The sequence below is a fragment of the Mammaliicoccus sp. JADD-157 genome (assembly GCF_049310805.1).
GTDB classification, from domain to species: Bacteria; Bacillota; Bacilli; order Staphylococcales; family Staphylococcaceae; genus Mammaliicoccus; species Mammaliicoccus lentus.
The window spans coordinates 467,389-480,173 of record NZ_JBMOVZ010000003.1; the positions used below are offsets into that span (position 1 = coordinate 467,389).

Here is a 12,785-nt window from a genome sequence, read left to right on the forward strand (position 1 = left end):
TAATCTTGAAAGTGCATGCTTGCCTATGGGTATGGTTCGAGCCTGTAGTCTCTCACTCATACTATTCCCCCGGGCGTCAGCACTTTCTAAAACCACTAAAAAACAGCTACTTTCTAATATATAGAAAGTAGCTGTTTTGTATATTGATGTCGTTCTTCGTTAAATAGTTGTTCTATTTTAAAGTCGTCTAGTATTTCTCCTTCTTTCATAACGATAATACGATCTACGAATTGATTTAAGAAGGCTATGTCGTGTGAAATCATAAGCATGCCTTTATTTGTTTGTTCGTAATAGGCTTTTAGAACTTTAATCATTCTTTGTTCTGCTATTACATCTAGGCTTGCTGTAATTTCATCGCATACTAGCATGTCTGGTTCTAACATTAATGTGCGTATTGTATTAAATCTTTGTAATTGGCCACCGCTTAGTTCGTCTGGAAATCGCTCTAATAGTTTTTCGTCTAATTGCATATATGTCATCAATGTTTCTAGACGTTCACGGACTGTTTCTGATTGGATGTTTTTATAGTATCTTATAGGTTCTTCTAATGATGTTTTAATTTTAAATTTTGGATTAAAACTATTATATGCGTGTTGGAATATTGGCAACATACTTAAACCATTTGTTGAATAATCACCTTGATAATTTTTTAATAGTCCTAACATTATATGTGCTAATGTTGTCTTCCCAGAACCACTTTCACCGACTATTCCAACTTTTTCATCTGGTTTAATTGTTAGATTAATATCTTGTAAAACGGGTGTTTGTTTATACGCAAAGTTAACATGTTTCATTTCAATCATGCGTTTCACCCTTTCTTAATTGACTACGTGCATTAAATAGCTCAAGACTATATGGTTTTACATTTTCATCTTTAAAAGCTTGAACGTGATTTGAATCGACTAATTTTCCGTTTTGGATAACATTGATCCAATCACTAAAATCAAGTACGTGTGATAAATTATGCGTAATCATTAATAACGTCACTTGATGTACTTCGGCTAAATGCTTAATTAAATTCATCACATTATATCCCGTTATAGCGTCTAAAGAGGATGTTGGTTCGTCTGCAATGATTAAACTTGGGTTTAACATCAAGACACTCGCAATCTGCACTCTTGCAAGTTGTCCCCCTGACAAACTAAATCTATACCGCTTCAAAATTTGCTCTGGATCTAAATCAACCCATCCAAGCGCCTGCTTTACATATTTATTGGCCACTGTTTTATCGACTTTATAATGCATTCTATAAATAGCAACGAGCTGTTTACCTAATTTAGTATGATCATTAAAGCTGTGAGTATAATCTTGGGATATAAACCCTATTTCTTTTCCTAGTAATTTACGCATGTCCGTCACTGATTCATCTTTGTATTTCAATGTATCAAAATGTGTTTCTAATGATTTTGGTACTTGTTGTACAAGTGCTTTTGCAGTCAAACTCTTACCAGATCCACTTTCACCTACTAAAACGTTAACTTTACTTTTACGTAACGCCAAATCAAGATGTTGTACAAGTGATTCTCCAGCACTATCTTTTATTGTTAAGTTAGATATTTCTAAAATGTTAACCATCGGCATCATGCTTTCCTTTTAATAATTTATCTCGCAATGCATCACCAGCTAAATTGAACAATAAAATTGTTAAAGTGATTAAAAATGCTGGTACGAGTAATAATAACGGATATGAACTAATATAGTCTCTGCCTGCATTAAGCATTGCTCCCCACTCTGGAGAAGGTGGTTGTGCACCTAAACCTAAGAAAGATAGTGATGATATATATAAGATAATTTTACCAAAATCAACTGTCATCAAGACGATAATTGAAGGTGTGACTTGTGGTAAAAAATGCTGAAAAATAATAGTACGTGTTGGCACATTGAATAGCTTTGCCATTTGGATGTAAGGCTTACCTATTTCACTACTTACAATTGAACGTGTAAGCCTTGTATAAGTCATCCATTTTATAATGGTAATCGCTATAACCAAGTTCCAAATACTCGGTTTAAAGAAACTTGCTAAAGCTATCATCAATACAAATTCAGGAATGCTTAAACCGACATCAATAATTCTCATAATCACCGTATCGACAATGCCTTTTTTATAACCAGCTAAAAGACCAAGTGGCACGCCAATAACAACTGTTATAAGTAAAGTGATTAAACTGATAATCAATGTATATCTAGCACCTATTATGACTCTTGATAATAAGTCTCTACCGTAATCATCAGTACCTAACCAATGCGACATACTTGGAAGCTCCAAAGTACTACCAAGGTTTACTTCAAGTGCACTATCCGTTGAAGCAAAGAATTGAGCTACAACAAGTATCAGTAAATAAATTATAAATATATAAAATATCAAATTTTGTTTATTTATACGTTTCATTATATTTCACCGTCCTGACTATTACGCTTGTTTGAACGGCTACTTTTATTATATCGACGTTTCGGGTCCAACCATAAGAGCAGTAAGTCACTAACAGTATTAGCAAGTACTACAAAGAAACCAATCATGATTACTACACCTTGTACTACTGGATAATCTCTTGCTCTAATGCTATCTACGAGGAAATAACCTATACCTGGAATGCCAAATAAGTTTTCAATAACAACTGTTCCACCGATTAAACTGCCTACAGACATACCTAGTACAGTAATTACGGGAATAATCGCTGGCTTAAATAAATCTTTCCATAGAATATATCGTTCTGACATCCCTCTTAACCTCGCCGCTTCTACTTCTTTAGAATTATACAGTTCTACTAAATTTGAACGCATCAATCTTACATAGTATGCGCTCATACTTACACTTAGCGCTATGACAGGCATAATATACCCTGCCATCGAGTCTAAACCAGATGATGGTAATAGATTAAGTTTTTGTGCAAATAAATAGATTAATATCGTCCCTAAGAAGAATGATGGGATACTCACAGTCAATGAAGTGACTGATCGAATAAAAGTGTCTACCCATGTGTGATAGTATTTAGCTGCAACTATTCCTGAAGGAACGGCAACTATAAACACTATAATGATTGTTAATATCGCTATAAATGCAGTTGGAGGCGTATAAAAAATCAATTCATTGATTACTGGCTCTCCTGTTTGGTAACTCGTTCCGAAATTTAATTGAACGATTTGGCCCAGCCACTGAAAGTATTGAACTACAGGAGACTGATCTAATCCTAATCTTGCTTTTGTTTCTTCTATTTGTTCACTTGAAACATTCGCTACATCTAAATGTAAGACTTTATCAATAGGGTCGCCTGGCGTGAATTTCATTAATATAAAAGTGATAGTAGAAAGGACAAATAATACGATGATCATTTGTCCAATTCTAGAAAGTATATTTTTTAATATCATTGTTTGATATCTACCTTATAATCAATAAGATAAATGCCCTCAGGCGTAGCTTTTAAGTTTTCTACATCTTTATTCATACCAACAATGTTGTCATTGTATGAAATATAACTGTTTGCTATGTCACCACTTGTAATATCAATGATTTCATTTGTAATACGATTACGTTCATCTCTATCTACCGTTTTATTTAATTCATCGATTAAAGAAGTTACTTTTTTATTGTTATAACCGCCGTCATTGATTGCGCCTTCAGGTTTATAAGCTTGATTAAAGAAATAACCAGTATCACCTCTTGGAATAGTGCCAAAACTATAAAGTGAGGCGTCCCATTGACTTTGATCTTTTAAATAACCTAGAATGTCGTCCACGTTACGTATTGTAATATCAATATTCGCTTTTTTAGCATCTGATTGAATAACTTGTGCTAATTTAGGTAGTTCAGGTCGCCCGTTGTAAGTAGAAACTGTCAGTTTCAATGGATTTTCTTTCGTGTATCCTTCTTTTTCCATTAATTTCTTAGCTGCTTCTATATCTTGCTTTTGTACGCTCTTATCTTTAATAAAGTCTAATTTAGTATTGAAAGGTCCAGTAGCTGGTTTGGCATGGCCTTTTGATACGCTATCAGTGATACCTTTACGATCTATCGCTTTATCTAACGCTTCACGTACAGGTTTTGTCATTTTATCGCTTGTATGGTTATACAACACTAACCCAGTTCTAAAACCAGATACAGCTGAAACTTTTGTTTTATCATTGTTTTTCAACGATTTTACTTTTTCAACTGGCACATCTGTAATCACATCAGCTTTACCTGAATCTAAGTCACTTGTTCGTACGTTACCATCTTCTTGGTATGTAACATTGATATGATCCAGTTTAGGTTTACCTTGCCAATAATCTTTATTTCGATCTAATTGAATTTTTTGCGATTGTTTATAAGATTTTATTTGATACGGCCCGGTTCCGACAGGTGTTTTATTTATATCACCTTCAGCTTTTGTATCATAAATTGCTGAGAAAGGACTAGCCAATTCTGATATTAATTCAGGATAAGCATCTTTTGTCGTAATCGATACTTTTTGACCATCAGCTTTTATATTTTTAATAGGTAGTGATCCTTTTACTAAATCACTTTTTTTCATACTTTCTTCCAAGCTTGCTTTGACTGCTTCTCCAGTCACTTTCTTGCCATTTTGGAATTTAATATCGTCCTTTAATGTTAAATCTAATTGTGTTGATGATGTTTGTTTATAAGATTTAACTAATAATTTCTGAACTTCTCCATCAGCTGTAGCTTTAAATAATGATTCTGCTGCTCCGATTTTAACTGGAACATCTGTTTCATATGGTGCAATTGATGTTGTCTTTAATGGTAACTCTACATCTAATGTCTTTCCTTTAGACTGGCTTCCAGAACCGCCACAACCCGCTAATATAACTGCTGTAGAAGCCAATACCGCGATAAATTTCTTCATGTACATACCTCATTTCAAAATTAATATAAATTATAATTTATAATTTATTCCTTAATACGTTATTAATCATTTTCTATTCTCTCATACTTTTAGTGATAAATATTCTTATTAATATTAAAGTTCTTAGACATATTTTTCAATCAGAACACTCCACAAAACACCGAAGAGAAAGTAATATAATGACTATTTTAACTTTAAAATTTTTTCTTTTCATTTATAAATCTGAAACGACTTCTTTATGTATTTAAATCTTTATATCCCCAATATAAGTAATGATAAATTAAAGAATCTAGAATTTAAAGCATATAATTATTTAAAAAGTAAATTTCTTCTAAATTTTTATTGTTTCCAATGTGTAACTCTTGTAGTTATGCACCTTTACCTTTATTATTGAGTTGTAATAGCACTTATGTGTTAGACTGACAATTATTATGTGGAAAGGTAGTGAAAATCGTGCATTTTACACAACGTGAGCAAGATAAATTAATGCTAGTCATTGCCGCCGATTTAGCACGTAAACGCCAAAAAAGAGGATTAAAATTAAATTATCCTGAAGCAGTAGCAATTATTAGTTTCGAATTGCTAGAAGGCGCAAGAGACGGAAAATCCGTTGCAGAATTAATGAGCTACGGAAGACAAATATTAAGTGAAGATGATGTGATGGAAGGTGTTGCTGACATGATAAAAGACTTAGAAATTGAAGCAACCTTCCCGGACGGTACTAAATTGATTACAGTACATCATCCAATCGTTTAAAGGAGGATTCATGATGAAACCAGGAGAAATTATTGTTAAACGTACAGAAATTGATGTTAACAAAGGCTTAGATGCCACAATAATTACGGTTAAAAATACAGGGGATCGTCCTGTGCAAGTTGGTTCTCATTATCATTTTTATGAAGCAAACCCTGCATTAGACTTCGATCGTAAATTATCATATGGGAAACGTTTAGATATTCCTGCAGGTGCTGCTGTTCGTTTTGAACCAGGAGATGAAAAAGAAATACAATTAGTAGAATATCGTGGTAAACGTCAAATTTATGGTTTCCATGGCAAAATCAATGGACCTATAGACGAATCTCGTGTATTCAAACCAAAACACGATACAGAAGACACACAAATTATCGACGCTTCTGAATTACCAGAAGAAAATGCTAATAAAGAAAGTGGGTATAACAGATGAGTTTTAAAATGACGCAATCTCAATATACGAGTCTTTATGGTCCAACTGTCGGTGATTCAGTAAGACTCGGTGATACAAATTTATTCGCAAGAGTTGAAAAAGATTATGCCGCTTATGGCGATGAAGCTTCATTTGGTGGAGGTAAGTCAATCAGAGATGGTATGGCTCAAAACCCAAATGTAACAAGAGATGACAAGAAAGTAGCCGATTTAGTTATTACAAACGCACTTATCCTTGATTATGACAAAGTAATCAAAGGAGACGTGGGGATTAAAAACGGTTATATTATGAAAATTGGTAAAGCTGGTAACCCTGACATTATGGATAATGTCGATATTATTATCGGTGCATCAACGGATGTTATTGCAGCAGAAGGTAAAATTATAACTGCTGGTGCAATTGATACACACGTTCACTTCGTAAACCCCGAGCAGTCTCACGTAGCACTAGAAAGTGGTACTACTACATTAATCGGTGGAGGTGCTGGTCCTTCTGAAGGTTCAAAAGCGACAACTGTAACTGCTGGACCTTGGTATATTCACCGCATGCTTGAAGCAGCAGAATCTATTCCTTTAAACGTTGGGTTCACTGGTAAAGGTCAAGCAGTAAATCATACAGCATTAGTTGAACAAATACATGCTGGTGTAATCGGTCTTAAAGTCCATGAAGACTGGGGTGCAACACCTTCAGCTTTAGATCATTCTTTACGTGTAGCAGATGAATATGATGTTCAAGTTGCGTTACACGCAGATACATTAAATGAAGCTGGCTTTATGGAAGAAACAATGGATGCAGTTAAAGATCGAGTACTACACATGTATCACACTGAAGGTGCTGGTGGTGGTCACGCGCCTGACTTAATCAAATCAGCTGCATTCTCAAACATCTTACCATCATCTACAAACCCAACATTACCATATACACATAACACAATAGACGAGCATTTAGACATGGTTATGATCACTCATCATCTTAATGCTGCTATCCCAGAAGACATTGCTTTTGCTGATTCTCGTATTCGTAAAGAAACAATTGCAGCAGAAGACGTTTTACATGACTTGGGTGTATTCAGTATGGTAAGTTCCGACTCTCAAGCAATGGGTCGTGTCGGCGAAGTTGTTTCTCGTACATGGCAAGTTGCTCACCGCATGAAAGAACAACGCGGTCCTCTAGAAGGAGATAGCGAATATAACGATAATAACCGTATTAAACGTTATATTGCTAAATATACAATTAACCCAGCAATCACACATGGTCTTTCTGAATACGTTGGTTCAATCGATGAAGGTAAACTTGCAGATATCATTATGTGGGAACCTGCATTCTTCGGTGTTAAACCAGATGTCGTGATTAAAGGTGGTATGATTAGTACTGCAATTAACGGTGATGCTAATGGATCTATTCCAACATCTGAACCACTTAAATACCGTAATATGTATGCTCAATTAGGTGGTAACTTGCAAAGTACATCAATCACTTTCGTTTCTTCAATCGCTTATGAAAACGACATCGGTAGAACATTGGGCTTAAAACGTAAATTAAGACCAGTTAAAAATATTAGAAATTTAACTAAAGCAGATATGAAAAATAATAGCGCTACACCTAAATTAGATGTAGATCCGCAAACTTATGAAGTATTTGTTGATGGTGAAAAAATAACAAGCGAACCAGCTACTGAATTACCATTAACACAACGTTACTTCTTATTCTAGGAGGATAAAGTATGATCATCGAAGAAATTAAAGGTAATATCGCAAATCTTTCAGAAGCTGAAAGAAACAAACATGTTGAAAAAGTTTACCTTGAAAATTCTGATTTAGTTAAACGTATTCAACGCGTAACTACAGATCATGGTAATGAAATTGGCATTCGCTTGAAACAACCAATTGATTTGCAGTACGGAGATATTTTATATCAAGACGATACAAACATGATTATCGTAGATGTAAATTCAGAAGATTTATTAGTAATCAAGCCACGTACGTTACAAGAAATGGGCGATATTGCGCATCAACTAGGTAATAGACATTTACCTGCACAATTTACAGAGAATGAAATGCTTGTTCAATATGACTATTTAGTAGAGGCTTTACTTAAAGACTTAGGTATTCCTTATAGTCATGAAGACCGTAAAGTCAATCAAGCATTCAGACATATAGGACATTCACATGATTGATCATGCACATTTACGCCTGTTTCAGTTTTGTGATTCTCAATTTCCAACTGGTGCGTTCAGCCACTCATTTGGACTTGAAACGTATATACAGCGTGACACGGTTCACGATGAAGAAACGTTTAAACAATGGCTTGTGTTGTTTTTAAATGAACAATTAACTTATGCTGACGGCTTAACGATGCGTCTTGTTTATGAGGCGCTTAACGAAAATGATACTGAAAAGATTTTATACTTAGATAAAGTGCTTTTCGTTCAAACTCTGCCTAAAGAAACAAGAGTTGGCTCAAAACAAATGGGCAATCGCATGGTCAAGCTTGCAGCTGAACTATATGATAGTGAATGGGTTAAGTGGTACCAAACTCAAAATAAAAATAAAAAAGCAAAATTGCATCCAGCAATTGGCTTTACTATGCTCGGTCACCATTTAGGTGTCGATATAGAAACGATAATAGATTATTACCTATATCAAAACGTATCGAGTTTAACACAAAACGCAGTACGTGCAATTCCTTTAGGACAAACTGCCGGTCAAAGAATTGTCCATGGTATGATTCCTTTCATGAAAGATACTAGAAATCATATTATGACACTAGATGAGTCGCAATTAGGTATCACTGCACCTGGTTTAGAAATTAACCAGATGGAACATGAAAATGTAAATGTAAGAATTTTCATATCTTAGGAGGGTATTATATGACAGAGACAGTTAAAATAGGTATCGGCGGCCCTGTAGGTGCAGGGAAAACGCAACTTATTGAAAAAATAGTAAAACAATTGGCAAAAGACATGAGCATTGGTGTTATTACCAATGATATTTATACAAAAGAAGACGAAAAAATCTTAGTTAACTCAGGTGTATTACCTGCAGACCGTATTATCGGTGTTGAAACTGGTGGTTGTCCACATACAGCGATTCGTGAAGACGCATCTATGAACTTTGCTGCAATCGATGAATTAAAAGAACGTCACGAGGACATTGAACTTCTTTTCATCGAATCAGGCGGAGACAATCTAGCTGCAACTTTCAGTCCAGAGCTTGTTGATTTTTCAATTTACATTATCGACGTTGCTCAAGGGGAAAAAATCCCTCGTAAAGGTGGACAAGGCATGATTAAATCAGACTTCTTTGTTATCAACAAAACAGATTTAGCTCCATATGTTGGTGCATCTTTAGACCGCATGGCAGAAGATACAAAAACATTCCGTGGCGATCGTCCATTCGTATTTACTAACCTGAAAACTGATGAAGGCCTAGATAAAGTTCTTGAATGGATAGACAAAGATGTCTTACTTAAAGGTTTAGCTTAATGCCTGATTCAAAACAAAAATGGACTGGTCAATTAGATTTAACCGTTTTTAAAAGCGGTGAAAAATCAGTCGCGCGTGACATCTTTTTTGAAAAAGCTTTAAAAGTCATACGACCAGTCTACTTAAATGGTTCGAATATCCCTACTTTCTATATTGTGAATGTGGGTGGCGGTTATTTAGATGGTGACCGCTATAAGATGGATTTTACTGCAGAAAAAGATGCTAGCGTTATTTTAACGTCACAAGGCGCAACAAAAATCTACAAAACTTTAAACGATCATGTCGAACAATATCAGAACTTTACAGTTAAAGATAATGGTTATATAGAATACGTAGGCGATCCAATTATTGCGTTTGAAAATGCTAAGTTCTTCCAACATAATAAATTCAACCTGAGCGCTAATGCGTCATTATTTTATACAGATATTTTGACGCCAGGTTATTCAAAAGAAGACAAAGACTTCACCTACACTTACATGCACTTATTAAATGAAATTTATGTTGATGATGAACTCGTAACTTTCGATAATATGTTGTTAGATCCGTCTAAAAATAAAGTAGATGGATTAGGATATATGGAAAACTATACACATCTAGGTTCATGCTATTTCATCAATCCTGAAGTAAATCAACACTTCATTGATGATGTATACGAACAAATCAAACACTTCCAACAAGAATATGACTGCCGCTTCGGTATTACTCAAATACCAACACATGGCTTTAGTATTCGTATATTATCGAATAAAACTCAAGTAATCGAACGCATTTTAAATGCAGTACAAAAGTATGTTGTTAATCAAATTTTCGATAGAGATGTCGATTTCTTAAGAAAATATTAATCGAATTTAAAGCACCAATCCGTGAATTAACAATGGATTGGTGCTTTTCTAATTAATAAATGATGATTTACCGAGTGTATACTTCGGGGATTTTATAGGTCATATGTTAAAGTAAAAATTAGTTCCCTGAAGTGCACGTATATTATTTCCTGGGAAAAGGAGGTTTTAAAATGAATCATTGGGATGATAAATTTGATTCAAATGATTATATTTATGGTAAAGAAGCTAACGCATTTGTTCAAAATATATTTCAAACACCAACTACTAAACATGAAAAAGTCGTTCTCCTAGCTGAAGGTGAAGGCCGTAATGCAATCTACCTTGCTAAGTTAGGTTATGATGTGACAACTTATGATATGTCACGAATCGGTATTAACAAACAATATAAATTAGCAGAAGAATATAATGTAGATATAGAAGCAATATATGGTGATATCACACAATCTGATTTAATTCCCCAAGCATCTTTTGATTATAGTATTAACATTTTTGGACACGTACCTAATGAAGGTAAACAAGGAATGTTTAATAATCTTATTCAACCGTTAGTTACAGGTGGCCATAGTTACTTTGAGTTCTATTCAACTGAACAATTAACTTATGGCACTGGTGGCCCAAAAGATGAATCAATGCTATATGATATTGATGAAATCAAAAACTACTTAGGCCACCTACCTGTAAAAATTCATAAATTAGAAAAAAGTGAAATTGACCGCAATGAAGGTTCTAAACATACAGGCACAGGCTCTATTATTCAAGGGCATCTAGAGAAAATATAATATAAAAAAAGAATCTGGATAAACGTCCAGATTCTTTTTTATAATGTTTTGCTTTAATCATATAATTAAATTGTTGCTTCATCTTTCTTACTTAAAAATGTAACAACCAATAACATAATAATTGAAAGTGGTAATCCAACTAAAATTGGATGAATCCCAAACGGATGACCAAGTATTTGCCAAATAACGGCTGATCCAAGTCCACTCCACATCGAAATATTCCCGGCGATTTTTGTAGGTCTTTGCCAGAATAAGCCGAAAACAACTGGCGCTAATAAACCTGATACTGACATCGCAGTACCTGTTACCATAAGGTTTACTAATCCAGGAATCATAAGTGATAATATCAAAGAAATAACAGAAACTATTAACACTGATATCTTACTATATAACAACATTTTCTTTTGACTAGAGATTTTGACATTTGGTTTAATAATGTCGTTAGCAATAGATGAAGCACCTGCAATGAAGAACGAATCTGCACTAGATATAACAGCTGCTAGTAACACCATAATCATAACGACTACTAAAGGAAACGGGAAGACTTCTTGAATCACATGATAATAAACTAATGGTGTCTCAGTTATATCGAGATTCAAACCAAATTTACTGTATACACCGATTAAAACTGTCATCGCGCCTAATATCACCGCAATAATCATTGAAATCCAGTAACCATTTCTCGCAGTTTTTAAATTCTTAGCTGCCCAAATACGTTGCCAAACATCTTGTCTAATAAACTGATAAAAAGCTAATGTTAAAAGATAAATTAAAATTTCATTTGGTGTAATATTAAGAAAATCTAACATATCATTTTGATTCTGGTTAATAGCGTTAGCTTGAACTTCGCTCCAACCACCTGAATAATATATAACCACAAAGAACAACACGATAATACCAACCGTAAGTATCGTACCTTGAATAACATCTTGCCAAATGACAGCTTTCAAACCACCGAGATAAGTTTTGATTGTCAGCAAGACCCAACCTAGAATGATACCAACTGTCATATTTAGTCCTAATGTTAAATTTAAAATAGAAGCAATAGCGACAAATTGCATACCTGTCATCGCACAATAAGCAAATAAGAAACTGATAACAGTAGGAATACGTGCAGATTCACCATATCGAAGCGCAGTGTAATCACCTATCGTTACCATGTTATATTTTTCACCTAATAATCTAATACGCTTTAAGAAGAATAATGCAAGAATGATAACGGCACTTATCATCGTAATATGTATCCATTGCTGGCCCATACCTAACGTATATCCATTTTCCATATACCCTAACAATGTAGCACCACCTACACCTGTACCAACAAATGTTAAAATCAATGGGATGACTGATACAGTTCTACTCGCCATATTATAGTCATCGTATGTTTTTATATTTCGCTTTATGTATAAAGACATGATTAGTAAAAACACAAAATAAATTATGATTATAAAACCTAGAACAAATTGTTCATTGTTATTAAACACTACAATACCACCTCGTAAATATGATGTTTTCACAATAAATTAAGCTTATTGTTATTTTTAACTCAATTGAAATCTTATCACTTAAGTAAGAATTATGAAAGCACCTTTTTATAGTACTATTAATTATTAAAATCATGCCTAATTCTTTTTTTAGCATCCTAGAATAGTTATA

The 12,785-nt window shown here is 34.1% G+C and carries 14 protein-coding genes; 8 read left to right on the forward strand and 6 right to left on the reverse strand.

All coding sequences use genetic code 11. The features are described from left to right. Positions 1–113 precede the first annotated feature (113 nt). The 5 genes from ACO6VN_RS11315 to nikA are packed head-to-tail and all read right to left on the reverse strand — an operon-like array spanning position 114 to position 4,841. A complete protein-coding gene (locus ACO6VN_RS11315; protein WP_422404686.1) occupies positions 114–803 on the reverse strand; it encodes an ATP-binding cassette domain-containing protein in 690 nt (229 codons plus the stop codon). Next, positions 796–1,575: an ATP-binding cassette domain-containing protein gene (locus tag ACO6VN_RS11320; protein WP_017000427.1), complete on the reverse strand. Its 780-nt coding sequence runs from the start codon at positions 1,573–1,575 to the stop codon at positions 796–798. The genes ACO6VN_RS11315 and ACO6VN_RS11320 overlap by 8 nt, the downstream gene beginning before the upstream one ends. Next, a complete protein-coding gene (gene nikC, locus ACO6VN_RS11325; RefSeq protein WP_194200308.1) occupies positions 1,568–2,389 on the reverse strand; it encodes a nickel transporter permease in 822 nt (273 codons plus the stop codon). Before nikC ends, ACO6VN_RS11320 begins: the two co-directional genes overlap by 8 nt. Further along, positions 2,389–3,366, reverse strand: a complete 978-nt coding sequence (gene nikB, locus ACO6VN_RS11330) for a nickel ABC transporter permease (RefSeq protein ID WP_147640513.1) — start codon at positions 3,364–3,366, stop codon at positions 2,389–2,391. The genes nikC and nikB overlap by 1 nt, the downstream gene beginning before the upstream one ends. After that, the gene (gene nikA, locus ACO6VN_RS11335; RefSeq protein WP_194200307.1) at positions 3,363–4,841 is read right to left on the reverse strand and encodes a nickel ABC transporter substrate-binding protein; all 1,479 of its coding nucleotides are present in this window, start codon (positions 4,839–4,841) and stop codon (positions 3,363–3,365) included. Before nikA ends, nikB begins: the two co-directional genes overlap by 4 nt. Before the next feature lie 453 nt (positions 4,842–5,294). Between nikA and ACO6VN_RS11340 the strand changes: the two genes are divergently transcribed. From ACO6VN_RS11340 to ACO6VN_RS11375, 8 genes are all read left to right on the forward strand, one after another. After that, a complete protein-coding gene (locus ACO6VN_RS11340; protein ID WP_017000431.1) occupies positions 5,295–5,597 on the forward strand; it encodes an urease subunit gamma in 303 nt (100 codons plus the stop codon). Between the two features lie 13 nt (positions 5,598–5,610). Next, on the forward strand, positions 5,611–6,024 hold the full coding sequence (locus tag ACO6VN_RS11345; protein ID WP_194200581.1) for an urease subunit beta: 414 nt from the start codon (positions 5,611–5,613) through the stop codon (positions 6,022–6,024). Continuing rightward, positions 6,021–7,736, forward strand: coding sequence for an urease subunit alpha (gene ureC / locus ACO6VN_RS11350; protein ID WP_017000433.1), 1,716 nt, complete (start codon positions 6,021–6,023; stop codon positions 7,734–7,736). Before ACO6VN_RS11345 ends, ureC begins: the two co-directional genes overlap by 4 nt. Positions 7,737–7,747: 11 nt before the next feature. Then, positions 7,748–8,200 carry an urease accessory protein UreE gene (ureE, locus tag ACO6VN_RS11355; protein ID WP_017000434.1) on the forward strand — a complete coding sequence of 151 codons (453 nt, stop codon included), beginning with the start codon at positions 7,748–7,750 and terminating at the stop codon, positions 8,198–8,200. After that, positions 8,193–8,882, forward strand: a complete 690-nt coding sequence (locus tag ACO6VN_RS11360; protein ID WP_216683491.1) for an urease accessory protein UreF — start codon at positions 8,193–8,195, stop codon at positions 8,880–8,882. Before ureE ends, ACO6VN_RS11360 begins: the two co-directional genes overlap by 8 nt. 11 nt (positions 8,883–8,893) lie before the next feature. Further along, positions 8,894–9,508, forward strand: coding sequence for an urease accessory protein UreG (ureG, locus tag ACO6VN_RS11365; RefSeq protein WP_422404687.1), 615 nt, complete (start codon positions 8,894–8,896; stop codon positions 9,506–9,508). Next, positions 9,508–10,350, forward strand: coding sequence for an urease accessory protein UreD (locus tag ACO6VN_RS11370; RefSeq protein WP_194200306.1), 843 nt, complete (start codon positions 9,508–9,510; stop codon positions 10,348–10,350). Before ureG ends, ACO6VN_RS11370 begins: the two co-directional genes overlap by 1 nt. 170 nt (positions 10,351–10,520) lie before the next feature. Further along, positions 10,521–11,129 carry a class I SAM-dependent methyltransferase gene (locus ACO6VN_RS11375; protein WP_422404688.1) on the forward strand — a complete coding sequence of 203 codons (609 nt, stop codon included), beginning with the start codon at positions 10,521–10,523 and terminating at the stop codon, positions 11,127–11,129. A 65-nt stretch (positions 11,130–11,194) separates the two neighbouring features. On the opposite strand, the gene ACO6VN_RS11380 is transcribed toward ACO6VN_RS11375, so the two are convergent. Then, positions 11,195–12,613: a sodium:solute symporter family protein gene (locus ACO6VN_RS11380; RefSeq protein WP_017000439.1), complete on the reverse strand. Its 1,419-nt coding sequence runs from the start codon at positions 12,611–12,613 to the stop codon at positions 11,195–11,197. Positions 12,614–12,785 lie beyond the last annotated feature (172 nt).